This is a genomic window from Sorangium sp. So ce726 (genome assembly GCF_051521405.1).
Classification (GTDB): Bacteria; Myxococcota_A; Polyangia; order Polyangiales; family Polyangiaceae; genus Sorangium.
Window position 1 is genome coordinate 3,543,844 of record NZ_CP150349.1, and the last position, 23,887, is coordinate 3,567,730.

Below are 23,887 nucleotides of genomic sequence, written 5' to 3' on the forward strand. Positions count from 1 at the left end.
AGACGGAGAGTAAAATCCCATCATCCTCCCCGTCTCCCCGCCTCCCTGTTTTTCTTTTTCGCAGACGGCGATGACATCCTGTCCCCGGTGACGCGCTCTTCGAGCCCGTTGTCGCCACGCAACCCGTGTCGCGCAACCGGCGTCGTGACGCGGATTGGCCGCGCACATCGGCAGTGGACCGGGGTGCATGAGGGGGCGCCGCGGCGTCGGTGCGGCGTGCGGCGTCCGGCGTCCCGTGTCCTCGGCGCCAACCATCAACAAGTACAGCAGCGCTGCGCCTCGCGACGCTGCCGCGTGGGCCTTCAGGTGCACGTGCGCGAGGAGGGCGGGGTGTTCGCCGTTCAAAGGCATCCGCATTCGCGATACGCTGAAAGCATGTCGTCGCCTCTCGCCTCAGGTCGTTGTCCCATGGACGCATCGACCGGTCCGGGAAACGGCGGCGGCACGAAGATCACCGGCGTGCTGCAGCCGCCCTCGCTGGGTCGACCGCCCGATTCCTCGGTAAGAGACGCCGCGCGCGACGCCACCACGCTGGGCGGGCAGCCTGCGCCGCTCGGTCCTCCTGCTTCAGGCGGCGCAGGGCGGGACGAGGCGCGCGCCGCGCTCCTTCCGGGCCGCGTCGTGGCTGGGCGGTACCGGCTCGTGCATCCGCTCGGCCAGGGCGCGATGGGCGAGGTGTGGTGCGCGCACGACAGCGTCCGGCGCTTCGAGGTGGCGCTCAAGTTCCTCGTGCTCCCGCGCCAGAACCTGGCCATCGACGCGATGGAGCGCTTCCGCTTCGAGGCGCAGGTCGCGGCCCAGCTCGGGCGGAAGACCGATTTCATCGTCACGGTGCACGACGCCGGTGAGGATCCCGAGGCGGGCCCGTTCCTCGTCATGGAGTACGTGCGCGGCCGGTCCCTCCGGCAGCTGATCCAGGAGCGCGGGCCGGTGCCCGCGGCCGAGCTGGCCGCGCTCGTCCGCCAGATCGGAGAGGCCCTCTCGGTGGCGCACGGCCTCGGGATCGTGCACCGCGACATCAAGCCGTCGAACATCCTGCTCCGCGAGGGGCGCGACGGGCGCCTGCGCGCCAAGGTCGCCGACTTCGGGATCGCCAAGTGGATCCGCCAGGATCTGGCGGCCGATTTCCCGCGCCAGACCGCGGAGGGCGTGGTGCTGGGCACGCCGGGCTACCTCAGCCCGGAGCACACGTGCGACGGGCACGCGGACCCGCATCTCGACATGTGGGCCCTCGCGGTGGTCGCGCACGTGGCGCTCACCGGCCAGCAGCCGTTCGCCGGCCGCACCATCGCCGATGTGCTCTCCTCCATCCTCGAGGGCGCGCGACCCCCGCTGTCGACGCTGTGCCCCGGCGCGCCGCCGGAGCTGGAGACGTGGTTCGCGCGCGCCTTCGCGCTGGATCCGGCGGAGCGATTCCCCTCCATCGAGCCGATGATCTCCGCCTTCGTGGCCGCGGTCGGCCCTACGGCTGCGCCGATCCCGCCGGCGCCCGCTGCGCCGGCGCGGCGGACCCGGCTGCACCTCGCGGCGGCTGGCCTCGTCGTGGCGCTCGGGCTGGGGCTCTTGCTCACCACCGCGCTGTCCTCGCAGCGCCTGGAGGCCACCGCCGAGCTGCGGGCGATCAGCGGCGGGGTGCTCGCCGCCGCCCGCGGCGCGCTCGTGGCGCAGGCGCCCGCGGCACCCCAGGCGGGCACGACCTCGACGGTTCCCGCGGCCGGGCCCGCGACGACAGCGCCGTCCCCCGCCCCGCAGCCTCCGGAGCCCGCGCCGCTGCCAGCCGCGGCGCGCCCCGTCCCGACGCCTCCGGCGTCCACGCTGCGGTCCACCGCGGCGCGCGCCGCCCCGACGTCTCCGGCGCCCGCACCGCGGCCCGCCGCGGCGCGCCCCGTTCGTGCGGCCGGTGTGCCGGCGAGCACCGGCAAAGCGCCCGCGCGAAAGCGAGACGCAGGCACACAGAAGAGCGCGATCTTCTGAGCGTCGACGCGCGTAACCGATCCTTTGCCACCCGAGTCCAGCGGCCGCCGAGGCGCGGTATAGTCCGCGTCCGATATGTGCCTCCCGTCGCGTCCTCCCGAAGCCATCCTGCGCGCCGATGGGGACCCCGACGACCCTGTGACGTGGCCGGGCCTCGACAGCGACGTCGAGGAGCAACAGCGGGCTCAGGCGCGGATCGCCGGCGAGCAGCGCCTCCTGGAGATGATCGCCCGCGGCGAACCGACGTCCGCCATCCTCGAGGGCGTCGTCCGCCTCGTGGAAGGCGCTGGGAGCGGCCTGCACGCCTCGATCCTCCTGCTCGGCGAGGACGGGCGGACGTTGCGTCACGCCGCGGCGGTGACCTTGCCGCGGAGCTACACCGAGGTCATCGACGGCGCTTCGATCGGCCCCGAGGCGTTCTCATGCGGTACGGCGGTGTGGCGGCGGGAGCTGGTGGTCATCGCCGACATCGAGACGGATCCGCTCGGGGCTCTCTTCCGGGCGCAGGCGCTGGCTCACGGCCTTCGCGCCTGCTGGTCGATGCCCATGCTGTCGTCCGACGGCCGGGCGCTCGGCGCGTTCGGCATCTACGCGACGGAGCCCCGGACGCCGACGACGTCCAACCTCGAGCTGCTCGAGCGGTGCGCGCACGTGACGAGCATCACGATCGAGCGCAGCCAGGCGGAGGAGGCGCTCCGGCGCAGCGAGGCCTACCGCGCCGAGGCGGAGCGCCTCAGCCGCACCGGGAGCTTCGGTTATGACATCGAGAGCCGGGAGTTCACCCTGTCCGACGGCATCTGCGAGATCGTCGGCTTCCCGCGGAAGCCCCGACCCACGCTGGCGCAGCTGGCCAGCCGCATCCACCCGGGCGACCTCGAGCGGGTCGCGGACATCGTGCGGCAGGCGCTGCGCGACGGCGCCACCTTCGACTACGAGCACCGCCTCGTGATGGACGACGGGTCGGTGAAGCTGGTCCGCGTCCTCGGCGGGATGCGCGTCGCCGCCTCCGGGAGGATCGAGCTCGTCGGCGCCGCGACCGACATCACGGCGAGCAGGCGCGCGGCCGACGAGCTGCAGCAAGCGCAGGCCGCCCTCATGCATGTCACGCGCGTCACGACCCTCGGCGAGCTCGCGGCCTCCATCGCCCACGAGGTGAACCAGCCGCTCGCGGCGATCGTCGCGGACGCGAACGCCGCGCTCAACTGGCTCGCCGCCGATCCGCCCGACCTCGGGAACGTGCGCGCGTCGCTCAACGCGATCGTCGGTGACGGCGAGCGCGCAGGCCAGGTGCTCCTGCGGATCCGCTCGCTGCTGTCACGATCGGCGCCCCATCACCGCCTGTGCAGCCTCAACGACGTCATCCGCGAGGTCGTCCCGCTCGTGGCGCCGGAGCTCCGGCGTCACGGCATCTCCGTCCAGCAGGCGCTGCTCCACGATCTGCCGCGGGTGCCGGGTGATCCGGTGCTGCTGCAGCAGGTGGTCCTGAACCTGCTGCTCAACGCGGGAGAGGCCTCGAAGGACGTGCCGCCGGCGCGGCGCCGCGTGGTGATCAGCTCGTTCGTCGAGCGGCGATCGAGCGGGTCCTTCGTGCAGGTCGCGGTCGAAGACGCCGGCGTCGGGTTTGGCGGCGGGAACGACAGGGCGCGCCTGTTCGACGCGTTCTACACCACCAAGGAGAACGGCCTCGGCATGGGTCTGTCGATCAGCCGCTCGATCATCGAGCGGCACGGCGGCAAGCTGTGGGCGAGCGAAAACGAGACCTTCGGGGTGACGTTCCAGTTCGCGATCGAGGTGCCGGCATGACCATGGCGGCGTCGGCCCGTCATCCAGCGGGCGCGCTGCCAGGGGTCGGCCGCGGCCGAGCGAAGAGGCGGAAGAACGTTCGAGCCACGCGCCTGTCGCCCTGGAGCTCGACCGGCGCGTCCGCGAGCTTCTGATCCCCGAAGACGACGGCCCGCAACGTGGCTGGGTCGGTCGCGATCACGGCGTCTGGCGTGCGCGGAGCGCCCCGCGCGATGGTGATTGTCGCGCGATCGACCTCGATCGAGAACCGGTCTTCGCCGAGTCGAAGCTCGTAGGTCGCGCAGAGGTCAGCTGCCTCGCCCGCGACGAACGTCGCCTCGAGCGCGATCATCAGCGCATCGACGCTCAGGGCGCCCGCCGGCCGGACGGGCGATCGCGCGCCCCAGCGGCCGAGCTGCACGAGCAGCGGATGGAGCTCGCGGCCCCAGTCCGTGAGCTCGTAGGTCGGCGCGCCGACCTTGTGCCGCCGCACAACGCCGCCGCCCTCGAGCTCGCGGAGCCGCTGCGACAGCACGTTGGGGCTCGCGCCGGCAAGGCCGTCGCGGAGATCCGTGAACCGCTTCGGACCGAGCAGGAGCTCGCGCACGATGAGGAGCGCCCACCGCTCGCCGACGAGATCGAGCGCTCGCGCGATGCCGCAGGGATCCCCGTAGCTCCTCAGACCGGTCATGGCGGCCGGATCCTACAGCACTTGTGAAGGAGGACCAAATGGTCCTAGAATAGGACTAACTCACGACGCGGACAGCAGGAGGAACAGCATGCGTAAGCTCACCGTCTTCAACCAGATCTCGCTGGACGGTTATTTCTCGGATGGCCACGGCGACATGAGCTGGGCACACAAAGCGGACGCGGAGTGGGGTGCGTTCGCCGCGGAGAACGCGCGCGGCGGGGGCGAGCTCGTCTTCGGCCGGGTCACCTACCAGCTCATGGCGAGCTTCTGGCCCACCCCGGCGGCGCTGGAGCGGGCTCCCGCCCTCGCCGAGCGGATGAACAGCCTGCCGAAGGTCGTCTTCTCGAAAACCCTCGACAGCGCGTCGTGGAACAACACGCGGCTGATCAAGGGCGATCTCGCGGAAGAGGTGCGCAAGCTGAAGGCGGAGCCCGGGCCGCACATGGTCGTGATGGGAAGCGGCAGCATCGTCTCCCAGCTGACCGACGCGCGTCTGGTCGACGAGTACCAGATCGTTGTGAACGCCCTCGTGCTCGGCAGCGGAAGGACGCTGTTCGAGGGGGTCAAGGAGAGGGCGAACCTCCGGTTGAAGAAGACGCGCAGCTTCAGCAACGGGAACGTCGTGCTCTGGTACGAAGCGACGGCGTGACAGGGCCTGATGGAGGCGCGCCGCGCCGCAGGCTGGCCGCAGCCTCGTCGCGAACAGTCGCGGCGATGGCGCCATCGCAACGCCCGCCAGGGTAGGCGACGCGACATCAACTCACCTGTCAGGATGGACCGCAATCCACTCTCCGGAGAGCCGCTGTGGCGTCAGCCTTCGTCGAGGGTGGAGTCGCCACCGTGGGTTGCGTCCTGGATACCGCACGTGGCGGCGGACTGGCGCTCGAAGGTGCGCTCGGACGAGAGATCGAGCGCGACGGAGCTCACCGGCGCCGGAGGAGCGCAGCCGCACTGGGCGGTGCTCGGGGGATCTTCATGCCGCCTCGTGCTGTTGTCGCGGTTCGGCCTTGACGTCCTCGAATCGTTTTGGTCTTCCTTGCTCCCACGGGGGATTCACGAGGAGAGCGCCATGTGGAAGCGAGCCGGTTTCGGGTTGACGTTGGTCGCGCTGGCCGGGGCCTGCCTGCCCCAACTGCAGCAGCGCGACCCCTTCGCGGCCGGCGCGGAGCCCGCCGCGCCGGAGTTCGTGTCGCCTGCTTTCAACGAGACCCGGGCCGATCTGGACGCCGCGATCCAGAAGGCGACGGAGGGCTACGCGCCGGGCGACAAGCTGAGCGGCAAGCTCGACGGCTTCGCGCCGCACGAGATCCCGGTGTCGCGCGGCACGTGTTACGTCGGGGCGCTCGTGCTGGACGAGGGCGCGGCGTTCGGGGACCACGCGCGCAAAGGCGCCTCCGTCGAGTCGGTGCTGCCCGGGGGGCTCAAGACCATCCACACCGAGGCGATCCACGGCCCAGGCGCGGTGTTCGACCTGGGCTGCCCCGAGGCCGCTGGAAAGGCGATCGTCGACCTGATCGCTGTATTCGGCTCGGCCATGGACTCGAGCCAGATTCATGAGCTGGGCAAGGGGGGGTACACGTTGCAGATCTACGGGAAGAGCATCAGCGAGGCGGATCTGGTCGCGCTCAAGGCCAGGGAGAAAGCGCTGGCGGAGCAGCAGGCCGAGGAGCGACGTGCCTTCGCAGAGCAGGAGCGGCAGCGCGACGGGCAGAGAGCGCGGGACAACGCCGAGCTCTCCGCCGCGCCGGCCGCCCGCGCGGGCGGGGCGGATGGCTCGGGATCGCAAGGCCCTCAAGTGGTGTCGGTCAGCCTGCGCAGCCGGTGCGGGAAGACCGTGAAGGTGTTCTTCGGCAAAGAGCCGAAGTTCGGCAGCGGCACGACCTCGTCGATCGGCGGCAACTCCGTGCAGAACCACAGCTTCAAGCCGGGCGACATGGTGTGGATCGTCGACGACTCCGGAAACGGCATCGCCAGCGCGACGGCGTCGCCCGGGATGCGCGAGATCGAGATCACGAGCTCCTGTACCGGCATCACGTCGCGCTGATCCGGCGACGAGGTGGTAGGACACCGATCACGTTGATCGAGCGAGAAATGAGCCGCCAAGGCGCCAAGGACGCCAAGAACAAAACACAATCTTGGCGTCCTTGGCGCGCTTGGCGGTTCAAATTTCTGCTCTTTTCTGGGGTTTCAACCCGTTTGTCGCTCTAGCAGCTCCAGGGCAGCCCGACGATGCGGTCCGCCGCGGGAGCGTGCCGGGCCTCGCCCATGGCGAAGACGCTGCGGAGGTCCGTGACGCTGTGGCAGGGGGCGATCGGCCCTGACGTGCGGGCGATCTCGCCCTCTGCCGCCGCGTCCAGCGCAGCGCGCGCGTCGAGCAGCACGGGATGGTCCGCGCGCAAGGGCGCTCCGGTGGCGCTCGCCGTGAGGTGGAGCAGCTCGACAAGCGGGCTCACATCGCGTGGGCCCAGCTCGCCCAGCTCCCGCAGATGCAGGAGCAGCAGCTCGATGGCGGCGTTGCCGACCCGCTCGCCGATGCCGAGCACCGTCCCATGGGCCCTGTCGGCCCCGCAGTGGAGCGCATAGAGCGTGTTGCTCACGGCCAGTCCGCGGTCGTTGTGACCGTGCCAGTCGACGCCGATCTGGCCCGATAACCCCATCGAGTCGATGACGCCAAGGACGAAGTCGAGCAGGCCGCGGACGCCGTCGGGATCGGCGTGTCCGACGGTGTCACAGAGGCAGATCCTGGTGGCGCCATGGTCGATGGCATTGCGGAAGAGCGGGGCCAGCACGTCCGGGTGAGAGCGGGTGGTGTCCTCCGAGACGAAGGTGCAGGGGAGGCCGTTCTTCACCGCGAACTCGACGGCGCTCCGCGAGAGCTGGAGGAGCTTCGCGAGGTCCCAGTCCTCGGCATAGAGCCGGATGGGCGACGATCCGAGGAACGCCATCACCTCGATCGGCGCACCGACCTCCTGGGAGAGCTCCACGATCGGTCGGATATCGTCGATGTGCGTGCGCGCAGCGCAGCAGGGCCGGATGCGCAGGCGGTCGTCCACGATCTGGCGTGCGAGGGACCGGCAATGCTCCCGCGCTACCGGGCCGGCAGCCGGCAGCCCGACGGTCACGTGCGCGACCCCGAGCCGATCGAGGGACTCCAGAATACGCCGCTTGTCCTCGAGCCCCGGATCGCGGACCGACGGTGACTGGATGCCATCCCGAAACGTCTCGTCGAGCAGGGCGATCGGCCTCGATCTGGGGCGGTGCTCCGCAGCCGATTTCCACGCATGCCAGGAGCTCTGTGGCAAGGCCTTATCCCTCCGGGCAGCTCGGTCTGCCGCTCTGCATACGCTACGGCTTGAGGTGATCGTGTGAAAGGCGCCCGGGTGAACTTTGGGTTACGCGGCCCTCGTGAAGTCGAGGGCTGCGGATCGGCAGATCGCGCCTGCGGCACGCTGATCGGGGGATGTCAGCAAGGACTCGGAGCGTCGCGCAGAGCGATGTTCGACTGGCGGCCTCAGGGTGAAACGTCGAGAGGCGCTCTCACCACGCCCAGGCGATGCCCGGGTCGGCGGAGGGGCCGTGTCTGCAGGCTGTGCTGGCGCGCTACCGGTAAGGAAACGACTCGTTCAAGGCGGGCGCGGCGCGCAGCTTGACGGCGGCAGAGCAGGTTCGCAGGTCTTCTTTCAGCAGCTGGGCGAGCCGGCCGACGTGAGGTGATTGGACCATGCTGAGGTGGTTGCCAGGCACCTCGTGGATCGCGAGCGCTTCGCCGCACACGCGCTCCCACCCGAAGTCAGGCGCCGCGTGAGGGCGCAGGTCGCCCCGTGAGGGGTGCACGAAGAGGGGTATGCGGACCTCGGCCGTGAACAGCGTCACCGGCAGATCAGAAGGAGGTGGGTCGTACCGGTGCATCGACTCGATGCTCACCTCGTGGACCTCGAGCACGGTCTCCACCTGGGGGCCGGTCAGGTGGATGCTGGAGCGCTTCAGGCTCTCTCGCAGGAGCTCGATCTGCTCGCCGCCGCTCATGCCAGCGACATCGTCGTACGAGAGCGCCTGCGGCTCGTTGCGGATGCGGCGGAGCATGTCGGCGAGCTCGAAGATCGAGGCGCTCCGGCTGGCCTCGGCGAACCGGGATCCGCTCTCGTTCAGCATCGTGTCCAGCAGGACGACCCGGGAGATGTCCTGTCCTTCCGCACGGAGCTGCCGCGCCATCTCATAGGCGACGAGACCCCCGGACGAGTAGCCACCGACGATGTACGGCCCCTTCGGCTGCACCTTGCGGATCTCCTGGAGATAACGCGCGGCGAGCTCCTCGACGCGCCGGAGCGGCCGCTCCTTTCCGTCGAGCCCCGGGGACTGCAGCGCATAGAAGGGCCGTTCGTCCCCCAGAAAGCACGCCAGGGTCCACAGCCCTGTCGCCAGCCCCAGGAGCCCGCCGACGCAGAAGAACGGCTGTCGTGTCGTGATTGGCCGCAGCTCCACGAGCACGGATCCGGGGGCCGGGCTCGCTCCCGGCGCGCCGCCGGGGGCGCGGTCGGCCGCGGCTTCCACCGGAGCTCCCTTCGCGATCGCCGCATCGAGGCGGGCGCTGCCTTGCGCGGAGCCGTTGGGCGCGGGCCGGGTGAGCGCGAGCGCGTCGCTCAGCGCGCGGATCGTGGGGTGATCCCACAGCGCCGTGTGGGGCAGCTCCCGTCCCAGCCAATCCCCCAGCGTCGCGGCGAGCGTCACGCCGGTCGCCGAGTCCACGCCGAGGCGCGCGAAGGGCGCATCGACATCGATGCTCCCGGCCTCGACGCCGCAGCGGGCGACGAGGTGGGCGACGAGAAAGGCCTGGATCTCCTCCCGGCCCGGATCCCGGCGCGCCGCCTGCTCGGGTGCCGTGATCGGTCCTTGCTGGTCGGTCGCGGCGCGCGACCAGCGCGCGAGCGGGGCGATGGCGCCGCTCTGGAGCGCTTCCCGACAGGCGCGCCGCTGGGTCTTGCCGCTCGAGGTCTTGGGGACGGCGCCCGCCTCGAGCAGCTCGATCGCAGCCACCTCCAGGCCGTGCGCCTCCGCGATGGCCTGCTGGATCGCGGTGAAGAGCGCCTCGTGCCATCGCGCTCCCGGCGCCGCCGGGCCTCCCTCGCGCTTGGGTGGATTGACCTCCACGGCGACGGCGAGCCGCTCCTCTCCTCCGGCGTCGACCGAGAACGCGGCGACGCCGCCGGGCCGGATATCCCGGTGGCAGCCCTGGACCGTCCACTCGATGTCCTGCGGATAGCGATTCTCCCCGCGGACGAGGATCAGGTCCTTGCTACGGCCGGTGATGAACAGCTCGCCGTCCGCCATGAACCCGAGGTCGCCTGTGCGGAGGAAGGGGCCCTCGCCCGTATCCGCGAGGCGCGCGCAGAAGGTCGACTCGGTCTCTTCGGGGCGGCCGGCGTAGCCTGCGGCGACGCAGGGGCTCTGGATCCAGATCTCGCCCACCTCGTCGGGCCGGCAGCGCCGCGCGGTCTCCGGCTCGACGATGGCGATCCGGGCCTCGCCGACCGGCTGGCCGCAGCCGACGAGCAGGCGCGTGGAGGGCTCTCCTTCAGGCGCCCTGCGGACCTTGTGCTCCCGCTCCAGCGCCGCCCCATCGAGGGCCAGGAGGCGCGGCCCCTCGCCGTCGCCCTTGGTGCTGACGGTGAGCGTCGCCTCGGCGAGCCCGAAGGAGGGCGCGAAGCTCGTCCAGCGGAACCCGCAGGGCTCGAAGCGCTCGTGAAACCGCCGGAGCGTCTCGGCTCGGACGGGCTCGGCCGCGTTGTACGCCAGTTTCCAGCTGCTGAGATCCAGCGTGTCCCGCTCCGCGTTGGTCACCTTCCGCAGGCAGAGCTCGTAGGCGAAGTTGGGCCCGCCAGAGTGGGTCGCGCGATACCAGGTGATCGCCTCCAGCCAGCGCACGGGGCGGGCGATGAACGAGAGCGGCGACATCAGGATGGCGCGACACCCGCTGAAGACGGGGTGGATGATGCCGTGGACGAGGCCGTCGTCGTGGTAGTTGGGCACCCACATGAGGCTCACGCTCTCCTTCGTGTACCGCTTGCCCTGCTGGATGGCGCGGCAGTTGCGGAGGACGTTGCCATGGGTGAGGATCGTGCCTTTGGGCAGCGAGGTGGATCCGGAGGTGTACTGCAGGTAAGCGATCGACCTCCGCTCGACGTGAGACGGGCGCCACGCCTCCGCCGGTGCGGCGAGGCACTCGTCGATCGGCACCCACGGGATGCGCCCGAGCTCCGGCGCGTGCTCGGCCGCCCGCCCGGCCAGCGCGACCCCGTCGCGATCCGTGAGGATGACCGCCGGTCGCGCGTCCGCGGCGATGCTGCGGAGCCGCGGCAGCGAGCGCGCGAGGCGCGACGGCTCGGGTGGCGGCGCGGGGACAGCGAGCATGCCGGCATAAAGGCAGCCGAAGAAGGACGCGATGAAATCGAGGCCTGTCGGGAAGAGGAGGACGGCGCGCTGGCCTCGCAGCCCCCGCTGCTCCAGGTGCGCCGCCACGGATCGCGCCTGTCGATCGAGCTCGGAGAACGTCAGGCGCCCCGCCTCGTCACCGCCGTCCCGGAGGACGGTGAAGACCGGGTGAGCGGGCATCAGGGCCGCTCTCTGTTGCAGGAGGTCGACAAGCGAGGTGAGATCGGCGGGGTGCGCGTCGGCGATGTGATCCATGGAATCGGGCTCGCAGCCGGGCGCCCGGGCCCGGCTCTCAGGTGGGCTCAGGCGGAAGAGAGGGTGATCGGGAGGGATTGAAGGCCGCGCAGCATGATGTTGTGGTGCCACGCCAGCCCTTGGGTCTCCGCCGTCAGCCGTGGAAACCGGCGGAAGAGGAGGTCGATCGCGATCTGCCCCTCGAGGCGTGAGAGCGGCGCGCCGAGGCAATAGTGGATGCCTGCGCCGAGGGAGAGGTGGCTCGCGGCGTTGTCGCGGTGGACGTCGAGCCGGTCGGGATCGGCGAACTGCACCGGGTCGCGGTTGGCAGCGCCGAGGACGAGGACGACGAGATCGCCGCGGCGGACGGTGTGCCCTCCGACCGCGGTCTCTTCGAGGCAGAAGCGGAGCGTCACCTGGCCCGGGCTGTCGTATCGGAGCAGCTCCTCGATGGTGTTCCCGATGAGCTCCGGCTCGGAGGCCAGGGCCCTCCGCGCGTCCGGGTGCTGCACGAGCGCCAGCGTGCCGTTGCCGACGAGGTTCATCGTGTTCTCGTGCCCCGCGATGAGGAGCAAGCTACAGGTGGCGGTGAGCTCCTGCATCGAGAGCCTGTCCCCCGCCTCCTGCACCTGAATGAGCTCGCTCACGAGGTCGGCGCGCGGCGCGCGGCGGCGCAGCTCGACGATCTCGTTCAGGTACCCATCGAGCTCGCTGGACGCCTGGCGATAACGGGCGAACTCCTCGGGGCTGGCCCCCGGCTCGTAGCCGCGGACGAGATCGGCCGACCACCTCTTGAGAAGATCGCGGTCCTCGACCGGGACGCCGAGGAGCTCGGCGATCACGACGACCGGCAGCGGAAACGCATAATCAGCGATGATGTCGATCTCTTCGCGGTCCTTGACGTCGTCGAGGAGCTGGCTCGCGATCTCCGTGACCTGCTGGTACCGGCGCTCGATGGTCTGAGGGGTGAACGCCCGGCTGACGAGCCCGCGGAGGCGGGTGTGGTCGGGCGGGTCGTGGAACAGCATGCTACCGCGGCGCCCCGTGGTCGGTTTTCCGGTCGCCTTGAGGAACTGAAGGAGCTTTCCGGGCGGGAGCACCTTGTGGGCTTCCATACCGAAGCTGCGGCTCCGCAGCAGCGACGAGCAGAGGCCATGGCTCGAGACGAGCCATGCACCAACACCGAAGACGTCAGAGACCCACTGGATCGGACCGGCCTCGCGGAGGTCCTGGTAGAAGGAATAGGGATCGGCGAAGAACTCGGGGCTGGGCTTCGTGAGCACCGCCCTGAAATCGAGGTTCGTCACCGCGTCGTGATCGTTCATGGCTACTCTTGCTCGGCGAGCGCAGCTCAACCCGGAACCGCGAGGTGGGGTGTCGTATTCCGTGGCGTGTCGACGACGGCAGATCGCAACGATCGCGGACATGCGCGGGCGAGCAGGCGCGTGTTCTTCACATCGCATGATCGGGCCGAATCGTCAACGCCGGTGATGAGTTTGTCGTCTGGATAACCAACGCACCTGCTCTCTCCGCTGAGCGCTGCTCGGGTTTCGCACGGGTTTCAGCTGGCACAAGAATGAAGTCTGGCGCAAAGACGGTTACAGATTGGTGAGGACGCGGTTTCTGTATGTTGAAGGTGTTTACATTGTCATTCTGTCTGGGCTAGAGACTCGCCGTGATGCGTCTCCCGGCTCGGCTGCGATAACGCGCAGCACAAAGGAGAGCCCGAGATGCCCATCCGAGGTGGATGGTCCAGAAGGTAAACGGAGGGGGGCCCAAGGGGTGCGCGCAGCGCAATTCCCCGTCTGGCACTGCAGCAACAAGGAAATAGAATGAATCCTCGCTCCTTTGGCAATCCCAAGAACTGGATCGACGTCCTCCAGCGCTGGGCTGGTGAGCGGCCTGACGCGCTCGCCTTCCGCTTCCTCGTGGACGGCGAGTCGGAGGAGGTGACACGCACCTTCGCGCAGCTCGACCGGGAGGCGCGGAGCATCGCGGCCTCGCTCCAGGAGCTCGGTGCGCGGGGCGAGCGCGTCCTCCTGCTCTACCCGCCGGGGCTCGACTTCATCGCTGCCTTCCTTGGCTGCCTCTACGCGGGCGCGATCGCCGTCCCGGCCTATCCGCCCGACCCGTCACGCCTTGCTCGCACCCTGCCGCGCCTGTCCGCCATCGCGGCGAACTCCGAGGCTCGTCTCGCGCTGACGACCTCGACCATCACCGCGCTGGCCGGCGCGCTCGTGGAGACCGCCCCGGACCTCGCGATGATGCGCTGGGTGGCCACCGACATGCTGGCCGACGGCGCGGCGCACTGGCGCATGCCGTCGCTCCAGGACGACGCGCTGGCCTTCCTGCTGTACACGTCCGGCTCGACGGGGACGCCGAAGGGCGTGATGGTCGGCCACGGCAACCTGCTGCACAACTCGCGCGCCATCCAGGCGAACTTCGGTCATACAGAGGCGCTGATCGGCGTGGGGTGGCTGCCCCTCTACCATGACATGGGGCTCATCGGTAAGGTGCTCCAGCCGCTGTACACGGGCACTCCCTGCACGCTGCTCTCTCCGCTCGACTTCCTGAAGCGTCCCTATCGCTGGCTCCAGGCCATCTCCCGTTACGGGGCGACGACGAGCGGCGGACCCAACTTCGCCTACGACCTCTGCGCGCGCAAGATCTCTCCGGCAGAGCGCGCCGCGCTCGACCTGAGCCGCTGGAAGGTAGCGTTCGTCGGCGCCGAGCCGGTCCGGAGGGACACGCTGGAGCGCTTCGCCGACGCCTTCGAGGGGTGCGGCTTCCGGAGAGAGGCCTTCTTCCCCTGCTATGGCCTGGCGGAGTCCACGCTCATGGTGACCGGAGGCTGGCTGGGCTCGAACGCAGGCACGCTCTCGGTGCGGAAGGACATCCTCCAGCAAGGGCGCGTCGAGGAGGCCGAGGAGGGCGAGGTCGGGGTGCAGCCGCTCGTCGGCAACGGCCCGGTGGCGCCGGACCAGCAGGTGATCATCGTCGATCCGGAGCGGAAGACCCGCTGTTCGGGCGAGGAGGTGGGCGAGATCTGGGTGGCCGGGCCGAGCGTGGCGCAGGGGTACTGGAACCGCCCCGCGGAGACGGCGGAGACGTTCTGGGCGCAGCTCTCGGACACCGGAGAGGGCCCATTCCTGCGCACCGGGGATCTCGGCTTCTTGCGCGGAGGTCAGCTGTTCGTCACCGGCCGTTGCAAGGACCTCATCATCCTCCGCGGCAAGAACTACTATCCGCAAGACATCGAGCAGGCGGTGGAGCGGAGCAACGCGTCGGTGCGCCCGGGGTGCACGGCGGCGTTCGCCGTCGAGCTGGGCGGCCAGGAGCAGCTGATCGTGGTCGCCGAGATCGATCTCCGCCGCGGCGGGGAGCGCGATGAAGCCGCTCTGGAAGCGGTCAGCGCGGGCGTTCGCCGCGCGGTCGCCGAGGAGCATGACGTCCAGCCGCGCGCTGTGGCGCTGCTCGCGCCGGGCAGCATCCCGAAGACGTCGAGCGGGAAGATCCAGCGCCATGCCTGCAAGGAGGGCTTCCTGGCCAGCAGCCTCGACGCGCTCCTGACGTGGCAGCGCGTGGACGAGGCGAGCGAGCCTGTCGCGTGCGTCACGCCGGATGACGCGGAGCCCCCGTTCTACAGCGGATCGCCGGACATCTGGGCGAAGGTCGAGCGCAGGAGCACGCGCTACCGCTTCGACCTCGAGCGGGACGTCCCCTGGGCCCATCTGGATGCCCCCGGGGAGCACTTCGGCCCGACATGGCTCCGCACGTTCGGCGTCGACGGCGAGCGGCTGGAGCGCAACCCGGCCGCGAGCGAGCTGTTCCAGTGGGCCATGGCGCTCTCGACGTGCGAGGTCTTCATCAGCGTGGAGGAGGAGGTGCTCCGCTACACGGGTGGAGAGATGGACAGGATGATCGCCACCCGCAGCATGACGCTCCTCCGCGAGGAGGAGGAGAAGCACGTGCTCCTGTTCCGCCGCTACGCGGATCACCTGCGCCGGCAGAAGCCCGCCGAGCTGGTCGCGCGCTTCGACGACTACATCGCTCCCTGCATCGCGGCCCACCGGCGCAGCGTGCACCTCTTCGACGTGGAGGGCGCCGGCGCTCATTACCTGTTCTGGCTCTACGCGGTCTTCTTCGAGGAGAGCTCGATTCACCTGTACGACAGGCTGCTGCCCGACGTCGCCCGCATGAAGCCTGCGTGGTTCGCGGTCCAGGCGGCGCATCGGCAGGAGGAGATCCAGCACGTGGTCACCGACGCGGCCCACCTCGCGGCGCTGAACCTGACGTACGAGGAGCGCCTCCGGCTGTCCAGGCTCTGGTTCAGGTCCCTCTTCGAGGAGTTCGGCCGCATCACCGGGCTGGAGGCGGTGGCCGACCTGCTCGCCGACTACCATCCGGTAGAGGCCGAAGTGGTCAGCAGCCCCCTGCGCATGCATTCGCTCTTCTTCCCGGATCTGCTCCATGGTCAGTCGTTCGCGCGGACCCGCGAGGCGGCGCCCTACCTGCTTCAGCTGTCGATGAGCGGGACTGTCGCTGCCGAGATGGAGCTGCGCGCGCTCGACGGCTCGTCCGCGCCTTCGGTGGCGAAGGCCAGGAAGCTGGCGGCGAAGCGCCTCGGCAAATCGATCGTCGAGACCCGGCGCGGCCCTGCCGTGTCCGCGACTCCCGTCCTCGATCGCCTCCGGGGCGCCGTCGCCGAGGAGAGGAAAGCGCTGCTGCTCGATCATCTCGACGCCCTGGTCGCGGAGATCACCGGACAGCGCCCCATGGGGGCGAGCTTCATCAACGCCCCGCTCGCGCAAGCTGGCCTCGATTCGCTGACGGCGGTCGAGCTTGCGGCCCGCGTCGAGGCCGATCCGGGCGTCAGCTTGCCTCTCGCCGAGGTCTACGCGGCCACCATGGGTGAGCTGGCCGATCTGCTCCTGAAGGGCATTCGCTTCGACGGCAGCGCCGACGAGGGCGCGGAGGCCCCGCGCGCGCGCGCCGCAGAGGCGGTGACGTTCTCGTCGATCCATGGCGAAGGCGCGGAGGTCTTCCGGGCCGCGGATCTGCGCCTCGACCGGCTGCTCTCGGCGGACGAGCTGCGGGCGGGGGCCGAGGCGGAGCCGGCGCGCGAGGAGCAGCGGAGCGTGCTGCTCACCGGCGCGAACGGCTTCCTCGGCCGCTTCTTGCTCCTCGAGCTGCTCGATCGGCTGCCGCCCGGAGGCAAGGTGGTGTGCCTTGTGCGCGCGGCGAGCGACAGCGCGGCCCGCGAGCGCTTGCGTCAGAGCTTCGGCGCGGGCGCGCCGGAGCTCGTGCGCCGGCTCGACGCGGCGGGCGAGCGGCTGGAGGTGCGCGCTGGCAGCTTGCTGCGCCCCGAGCTCGGTCTCGCGCCCTCGGTGTACGACGCGCTGTGCGGCGAGGTGGACAGCGTCGTGCACAACGGGGCGATGGTGAACCACGCGCTGTCCTACGAGCAGCTCTTCGCGCCCAACGTGCTCGGCACGGCGGAGGTCGTGCGCTTCGCGATCCGCCGCCGCATCAAGGCCGTTCACTTCGTGTCCAGCGTGGCCGCGACCGTGGTGCCCGGGCGCACGGAGACGGTGCGCGAGGACGCGCCGCTGCTCGCGGAGCGACCGGCCGACGGGGGGTATGCGTGCGGTTACGCGTCCAGCAAGTGGGCCGGCGAGGTGCTGCTGCGCGAGGTGCACGAGCGCTTCGGCGCGCCGGTCAACGTGTTTCGCTGCGGCCTGATCCTGGGGCACCGCACCCACGCCGGGCACATCAACACGAGCGACTACTTCACCCATCTGCTCTCGGGGCTCGTGAACACCGGGCTCGCGCCGAGGTCGTTCTATGCGACACCGGAGAGCGATCGACACGTCTTCGGCGGATTGCCGGTGGACTTCGTGGCCGAGGCCGTCACCGCCCTCGCGCTCGGGCGGGACCGCGCTCACCGCACCTATCACGTGATCGGCAGCTCTGGCGATCTCGACAGCTTCGTCGGCTGGACCCGCACGGCGGGCTACCCGATCACGCAGGTGGCCGAGCACGGCGTGTGGTTCGCGCGCTTCCGCGAACAGCTCCTTGGTCTCGTGGAGCAGCGGCAGCAGCAGGTGGCCTCGGTGCTCCTCGAGACGTGGGCGCACCCGCTGGGCGCCGCGCCGAGACCGCGGATGGACGCCGCACAGTTCCACCGCGCGTTGCGGGAGCAGACGGCGCTCGGGGGCGCGCCGGAGCTCGGCGAGGCGTTCCTCCACCGCTGCCTGGAGCACATGAGTCTGCTCGGCCTCATCCCGCCGCCTCCGAAGACGCCCCTCGACGAGGCCCGGCAGGCGGTGTCGCCTCAGGCGTAGAGGCGTAGCGCACACCCGACGGCGCGGCTCAGAAGGCGCGCCAGGCGAGCCTCGTCGCGGCGGTCCAGATCGCGAGCGGGCTCCATGGACGTCGCGGAGCTCCGCCGCGCAGCGCTCCCGGAGGCGCGGCGACTTCGCCCCGATCGCCGGGAGAAGCGAAGTCGCCATCCGGGAGCACGTCCGTAGAAAGGCGGAGGAGGACCGACGGTCCTCCCAGCCGCGCCTCTGGCAGCGGCGGCGCCGAGCTCCCCGCCAAGCTCTACCCGCTTGGCGGTCGACGAGGCGTATCCAGGAAGAGCGTTTGTAGCACCGGAAGAATATGCCGTCAGCAAAGCCAGACGTTGAGGTGATCGTGATAGGCGCGGGGTTTTCGGGCATAGGCGCCGGGATCAAGCTCAAAGAAGCCGGATTTTCCTTCCTGATCATCGAAAAGGCCCATGATCTGGGCGGCTCCTGGCGCGATAACGTCTACCCCGGCGTCGCGGTGGATATCGCGTCTTTCGCCTACTCGTACTCGTTCGAGCAAAATCCGGACTGGTCGCGGGTCTATGCTCCAGGGCACGAGCTGCAGCGGTACGCCAATCACTGTGTCGACAAGTATGGAATTCGGTCGCGAATGCGCTTCAACGCCGAGGTGTCACGAGCCGTCTACGACGACCGCGCCCGCCTGTGGACGGTTCATCTGGCCGACGGCGAAGCTGTGACGTGCCGCTATGTCCTGGCGGCGACGGGCGCTTTGACCCAGCCAAAGAGACCACAGATCGATGGCCTGGACTCTTTCCAGAGCAAGGTGATGCACCCCGCGCGCTGGGATCGCTCTCATGATCTGTCTGGCAAGCGCGTGGCGATCATCGGCACGGGCGCCTCGGCGATTCAACTGGTCCCGTCGATCGCGGCGAAGGTCAAGAAGCTCGACGTTTACCAGCGCACGGCGACCTGGATCTTGCCCAAGCTCGACGCCGAGATACCGCCGAGCGTTCGAGCGCTCTTTGCGGCGGTGCCAGGCTCGCAGCGCGCTGTGAGGGGGCTGACGGCGCTGATGGCCGAAGCGGTCCTGGTGCTGGGCATCGTCTACAACAAGCAAGCGACGTTCATGTCCAGGGCGCTGGAGTCCCATTGTCTCGCGCACTTGAGGCGTCAGGTGAGCGACCCGGTCCTGCGCGAGAAGCTGACGCCAAAGTATGCCTTTGGCTGCAAGCGGCCAGGGTTTTCGAGCGACTATTTTCTTGCTTTCAACCGGCCCAACGTCGAGCTCCTCGTCGATCCCATCGCGCGCGTCACCCCGACCGGCATCGTCGCCTCCGACGGTCGCGAGCGACCCGTCGATACCCTCATCACCGCCACCGGCTTCAAGGTCTTCGAGAAAGACAACGTCCCTCCGTTCGAGGTCTTCGGGCTGGAGAACCTCGAGCTTCGCGACTACTGGGACAGAAATCGTTACCAGGCGTATGAAGGGGCCAGCGTGCCAAGGTTCCCTAACTTTTTTCTCATCTGGGGGCCGTACGCGATCTCCGGCGCTTCATGGTTCTCGATGATCGAGGCCCAGGTGGGGCACGCGCTGCGGTGCCTCAAGGAGGCGCGCAAGAGGCGAGCCAGTCGTGTCGAGGTGAAGCAAGAGGCGCACGACGCGTACTTCAGGGACGTCTTGCGGCGCCAGCGGCATACGGTATTTTATAACAACGACTGTTCCGGGTCGAGCAGCTATTATTTTGATAAACACGGCGACGCGCTCTTTTACCGGCCGTCGTCAGGCCTGGAGATGTGGTGGCGTAGCCGCAGCTTCGACTTGAGCCATTACGCGTTCAGCTGAAGGGCGAGCGCCGGTGGATCCGAGGGGGAAGAACGCAGAGAGCGCCTGCCGCGCGGCGGTTCCCCGGGCGGCGCCGCGAGCGAGGAGGTGGATATGGATATCTGTGCTTCGGACAATCCCAAGAACTGGATCGACGTCCTCCAGCGCTGGGCGGGTGAGCGGCCCGACGCCCTCGTCTTCCGCTTCCTCGTGGACGGCGAGTCGGAGGAGGTGACCCGCACCTTCGCGCAGCTCGACCGGGAGGCGCGCAGCATCGCGGCCGCGCTCCAGGATCTTGGCGCGCCGGGGGAGCGCGTCCTCTTGCTCTACCCGCCGGGGCTCGACTTCATCTCCGCCTTCCTTGGCTGCCTCTACGCGGGCGCGATCGCTGTCCCGGCCTATCCGCCCGACCCGTCACGCCTTGCTCGCACCTTGCCGCGCCTCTCCGCCATCGTGGCGAACGCCGAGGCGCGCCTCGCGCTGACGACCTCGACCATCGCCGCGTTCGCTGGCGCGCTCGTGGAGACCGCTCCGGACCTCGCGGCGATGCGGTGGGTCGCCACCGACGTGCTGGCCGACGGCGGGGCGCACTGGCGCATGCCGTCGCTTCAGGAGGACACGCTGGCCTTCCTTCTGTACACCTCCGGCTCCACGGGGACGCCCAAGGGCGTGAGGGTCAGCCACGGCAACCTGCTGCACAACTCGCGCGCGATCCAGGCGAACTTCGGCCATACAGACGCGTCGATCGGCGTGGGGTGGCTGCCCCTCTACCATGACATGGGGCTCATCGGTAAGGTGCTCCAGCCGCTGTACGCCGGCGCTTCCTGCACGCTGCTCTCTCCGCTCGACTTCCTGAAACGCCCCTTCCGCTGGCTCCAGGCCATCTCCCGTTACGGGGCGACGACGAGCGGCGGACCCAACTTCGCCTACGACCTCTGCGCGCGCAGGATCTCCCCGGCGGAGCGCGCTGCGCTCGACCTGAGCCGCTGGCAGGTGGCGTTCGTCGGCGCCGAGCCAGTCCGGCTGGAGACGCTGGAGCGCTTCGCTGAGGCCTTCGGGGAGCGCGGCTTCCGGAGAGAGGCCTTCTTCCCCTGTTATGGCCTGGCGGAGTCTACGCTCATGGTGACCGGAGGCTGGCTGGGCTCAAGCGCAGGCACACTCTCGGTGCGGAGAGACACCCTCCAGCAAGGGCGCATCGAGGAGGCCCGGGAGGGCGAGGGCGGGGTCCAGCCGCTCGTCGGCAACGGGCCGGTCGCGCCAAACCAGCAGGTGATCATCGTGGATCCGGAGCGGAAGACCCGCTGTCCGGCCGAGCAGGTGGGCGAGATCTGGGTGGCCGGGCCGAGCGTGGCGCAGGGGTACTGGAACCGCCCCGCGGAGACGGCCGAGACGTTCGGGGCGCGCCTCTTGGACACCGGAGAGGGCCCGTTCCTGCGCACCGGGGATCTCGGCTTCTTGCGCGGCGGGCAGCTCTACATCACGGGTCGCTGCAAGGACCTCATCATCCTCCGCGGCAAGAACTACTATCCGCAGGACATCGAGCAGGCGGTGGAGCGGAGCCATCCGTCGGTGCGCCCGGGGTGCACGGCGGCGTTCGCTGTCGAGCTGGACGGCCAGGAGCAGCTGATCGTGGTCGCCGAGATCGATCGCCGCCGCGGCGGAGAGGGCAGCGAGGGCGGGGAGGCCGCTCTGGAAGCGGTCAGCGCGGGCGTTCGCCGCGCGGTCGCCGAGGAGCATGACGTCCAGCCGCGCGCTGTGGCGCTGCTCGCGCCGGGCAGCATCCCGAAGACGTCGAGCGGGAAGATCCAGCGCCACGCCTGCAAGGAGGGCTTTCTGGCCGGCAGCCTCGAGGTGCTCCTGACATGGCAGCGCGTGGATGAGCCGAGCGTGCCTGTTGCGCGCGCCACGCCGGATGACGCGCAGCCTGCGTTCTACAGCGGGTCACCCGACATCTGGGCGAAGGTCGAGCGACGGAGCACGCGCTACCGGTTCGACCTCGAGCGGGATGTCCCCTGGGCTGAGCTCGACGCCCCCGGGGAACACTTCGGCCCGACATGGCTCGGCACGTTCGGTGTCGACGGCGAGCAGCTGGGGCGCAATCCGGCCGCGAACGAGCTCTTCCAGTGGGCCATGGCGCTGTCGACGTGTGAGGTGTTCATCAGCGTGGAGGAGGAGGTCCTCCGTTACACCGGCGGGGAGATGGACAGGATGATCTCGACCCGCAGTATGACGCTCCTGCGCGAAGAGGAGGAGAAACACGTCCTGTTGTTCCGCCGCTACGCGGAGCACCTGCGCCGGCAGAAGCCCGAGCTGGTCGCTCGATTCGACGAGTACATCGCCCCCTGCGTCGCGGCTCACCGTCGCAGCGTGCATCTCTTCGACGTGGAAGGCGCCGGGGCTCACTACCTGTTCTGGCTGTATGCGGTCTTCTTCGAGGAGAGCTCGATTCACCTCTACGACCAGCTGCTGCCCGACGCCGGCCGCATGAAGCCTGCATGGCTGGCGGTCCAGGCGGCGCATCGGCAGGAGGAGATCCAGCACGTGGTCACCGATGCGGCCCACCTCGCGGCGCTGAACCTGACGCACGAGGCGCGCCTCCGGCTGTCCAGGCTCTGGTTCAGGTCCCTCTTCGAAGAGTTTGGCCGCATCAGCGGGCTGGAGGCAGTGGCGGACCTGCTCGCCGACGTCCATCCGGTAGAGGCTCAGGCGGTCCTCAGCCCCCTGCGCATGTATTCGCTCTTCTTCCCGAATCTGCTCCACGGCCAGGCGTTCGCGCGGACCCGCGAGGCGGCGCCCTATCTCCTCCAGCTCTCCACGAGCGGAGTCATCGCCGCGGAGATGGAGCTGCGCGCGCTCGACGGCGCGGCCGCGCCCGAGGCTGGGAGCGCCAAGCAGCGGGCGGGGAGGCGCTCCGGCAAGTCTCGCGTCATGAGGCAGCGAGCGCCGGCCATCTCCGTTGCTCCAGTCCTCGATTGCCTCCAGGGTGCGGCCGCCGAGGAGAGGAGGGCGCTGCTGCTCGATCACCTCGACGCGCTGGTCGCGGAGATCACCGGACAGCGCCCCAAGGGGGCGAGCATCGCTGACGTGCCTCTCTCGCAAGCGGGCCTCGATTCGCTGACGGCGGTCGAGCTGGTAGCCCGCATCGAGGCCGGTCTGGGTGTCAACTTGCCTCTCGCCGAGGTCTACGCTGCCACCATGGGTGAGCTGGCCGATCAGCTCCTCTACCGCATCCAGCTCGACGGCGGCGCCGGCGAGGGGGCCTCGCGCGCAGGGGGCACGGCGGCGATCACCGCCGCGTCGATCCATGGCGAAGGCGCGGAGGTCTTCCGGGCCGTGGATCTGCGCCTCGACCGGCTGCTCCTGGCGGAGGAGCTGCGGGCGGGAGCCGAGGCGGAGCCGGCGCGCGAGGAGCAGCGGGTCGTGCTGCTCACCGGCGGAAACGGCTTCCTCGGCCGCTTCCTGCTCCTCGAGCTGCTCGATCGGCTGCCGGCCGGAGGCAAGGTGGTGTGCCTTGTGCGCGCGCCGAGCGACAGCGTGGCCCGCGAGCGCCTGCGCCGGAGCTTCGGCGCGGGCGCGCCGGAGCTCGTGCGCCGGCTCGACGCGGCGGGTGAGCGGCTGGAGGTGCGCGCTGGCAGCCTGTTGCGGCCCCAGCTCGGGCTCGCGCCTTCGGTGTACGACGCGCTGTGCGGCGAGGTGGACAGCGTCGTGCACAACGGGGCGATGGTGAACCACGCGCTGTCCTACGAGCAGCTCTTCGCGCCCAACGTGCTCGGCACGGCGGAGGTCGTGCGCTTCGCGATCCGCCGCCGCATCAAGGCCGTTCACTTCGTGTCCAGCGTGGCCTCGACCGTGGTGCCCGGGTGCACGGAGACGGTGCGCGAGGACGCACCGCTGCTCGCGGAGCGGCCGGCCGACGGGGGGTATGCGTGCGGTTATGCGTCGAGCAAGTGGGCCGGCGAGGTGCTGCTGCGCGAGGTGCACGAGCGCTTCGGCGCGCCGGTCAACGTGTTTCGCTGCGGCCTGGTCCTCGGGCACCGCAGCCACGTCGGGCAACTCAACACGAGCGACTACTTCACCCATCTGCTCTCGGGGCTGGTGAACACCGCCCTCGCGCCGAGGTCGTTCTATGCGACACCGGAGACCGATCGCCACGTCTTCGGCGGATTGCCGGTGGACTTCGTGGCCGAGGCCGTCACCGCCCTCGCGCTCGGGCGGGACCGCGCTCACCGCACCTATCACGTGATCGGCAGCTCTGGCGATCTCGACAGCTTCATCGGCTGGACCCGCACGGCGGGCTACCCGATCACGCAGGTGGCCGAGCACGGCGCGTGGTTCGCGCGCTTCCGCGAACAGCTCCTGGCCCTCGCGGAGCCGCGGCAGCAGCAGTCGACGTCGGTGCTCCTCGAGACGTGGGCTTACCCGCTGGGCACGGTGCCGCGACCGCGGATGGACGCTGCGCAGTTCCACCGCGCGTTGCGGGAGCAGACGGCGCTCGGGGGCGCGCCGGAGCTCGGCGAGGCGTTCCTCCACCGCTTGCTGGGGCACATGACTGCGCTCGGCCTCATCCCGCCGCCTCCGAAGACGCCCCGCGACGAGCCTCGGCATGAAGCTTCTCCCTCTTCCCACCCGTCTCACTAGACAACC

At 69.8% G+C, this 23,887-nt stretch carries 11 protein-coding genes; 7 read left to right on the forward strand and 4 right to left on the reverse strand.

All coding sequences use genetic code 11. The features are described from left to right. The first annotated feature begins 408 nt into the window (after positions 1-408). Both WME79_RS13465 and WME79_RS13470 read left to right on the forward strand, forming a co-directional pair. Positions 409-1,974 carry a serine/threonine-protein kinase gene (locus WME79_RS13465; protein ID WP_437535231.1) on the forward strand — a complete coding sequence of 522 codons (1,566 nt, stop codon included), beginning with the start codon at positions 409-411 and terminating at the stop codon, positions 1,972-1,974. Between the two features lie 75 nt (positions 1,975-2,049). Continuing rightward, positions 2,050-3,777 carry an ATP-binding protein gene (locus WME79_RS13470; RefSeq protein WP_437535232.1) on the forward strand — a complete coding sequence of 576 codons (1,728 nt, stop codon included), beginning with the start codon at positions 2,050-2,052 and terminating at the stop codon, positions 3,775-3,777. A gap of 19 nt (positions 3,778-3,796) precedes the next feature. Here WME79_RS13470 and WME79_RS13475 read toward each other — a convergent pair whose 3' ends face one another. Then, positions 3,797-4,447, reverse strand: coding sequence for a winged helix-turn-helix transcriptional regulator (locus WME79_RS13475; RefSeq protein ID WP_437535233.1), 651 nt, complete (start codon positions 4,445-4,447; stop codon positions 3,797-3,799). Positions 4,448-4,535: 88 nt separating this feature from the next. Here WME79_RS13475 and WME79_RS13480 point away from each other — a divergent pair, with 88 nt between their 5' ends. Both WME79_RS13480 and WME79_RS13485 read left to right on the forward strand, forming a co-directional pair. Then, positions 4,536-5,096 (forward strand): dihydrofolate reductase family protein, encoded by a 561-nt coding sequence (locus WME79_RS13480; RefSeq protein WP_437535234.1) that lies wholly within the window; start codon positions 4,536-4,538, stop codon positions 5,094-5,096. Positions 5,097-5,516: 420 nt separating this feature from the next. Continuing rightward, on the forward strand, positions 5,517-6,491 hold the full coding sequence (locus WME79_RS13485; RefSeq protein ID WP_437535235.1) for a hypothetical protein: 975 nt from the start codon (positions 5,517-5,519) through the stop codon (positions 6,489-6,491). Positions 6,492-6,651: 160 nt separating this feature from the next. Here WME79_RS13485 and WME79_RS13490 read toward each other — a convergent pair whose 3' ends face one another. The 3 genes from WME79_RS13490 to WME79_RS13500 all read right to left on the reverse strand — a co-directional run bounded on the left by WME79_RS13490 (position 6,652) and on the right by WME79_RS13500 (position 12,435). Next, positions 6,652-7,749, reverse strand: a complete 1,098-nt coding sequence (locus tag WME79_RS13490) for a 2-isopropylmalate synthase (protein WP_437535236.1) — start codon at positions 7,747-7,749, stop codon at positions 6,652-6,654. A 298-nt stretch (positions 7,750-8,047) separates the two neighbouring features. Next, positions 8,048-11,131, reverse strand: a complete 3,084-nt coding sequence (locus WME79_RS13495) for an AMP-binding protein (RefSeq protein ID WP_437535237.1) — start codon at positions 11,129-11,131, stop codon at positions 8,048-8,050. A 47-nt stretch (positions 11,132-11,178) separates the two neighbouring features. Beyond that, positions 11,179-12,435: a cytochrome P450 gene (locus WME79_RS13500; RefSeq protein ID WP_437535238.1), complete on the reverse strand. Its 1,257-nt coding sequence runs from the start codon at positions 12,433-12,435 to the stop codon at positions 11,179-11,181. Between the two features lie 507 nt (positions 12,436-12,942). Between WME79_RS13500 and WME79_RS13505 the strand changes: the two genes are divergently transcribed. The 3 genes from WME79_RS13505 to WME79_RS13515 all read left to right on the forward strand — a co-directional run bounded on the left by WME79_RS13505 (position 12,943) and on the right by WME79_RS13515 (position 23,881). Continuing rightward, entirely contained in the window at positions 12,943-17,454 is a 4,512-nt protein-coding gene (locus WME79_RS13505; RefSeq protein WP_437535239.1) for a thioester reductase domain-containing protein, read from the forward strand. Between the two features lie 319 nt (positions 17,455-17,773). Next, the gene (locus WME79_RS13510; RefSeq protein ID WP_437535240.1) at positions 17,774-19,264 is read left to right on the forward strand and encodes a flavin-containing monooxygenase; all 1,491 of its coding nucleotides are present in this window, start codon (positions 17,774-17,776) and stop codon (positions 19,262-19,264) included. Between the two features lie 93 nt (positions 19,265-19,357). After that, positions 19,358-23,881, forward strand: a complete 4,524-nt coding sequence (locus WME79_RS13515; RefSeq protein ID WP_437535241.1) for a thioester reductase domain-containing protein — start codon at positions 19,358-19,360, stop codon at positions 23,879-23,881. Positions 23,882-23,887 lie beyond the last annotated feature (6 nt).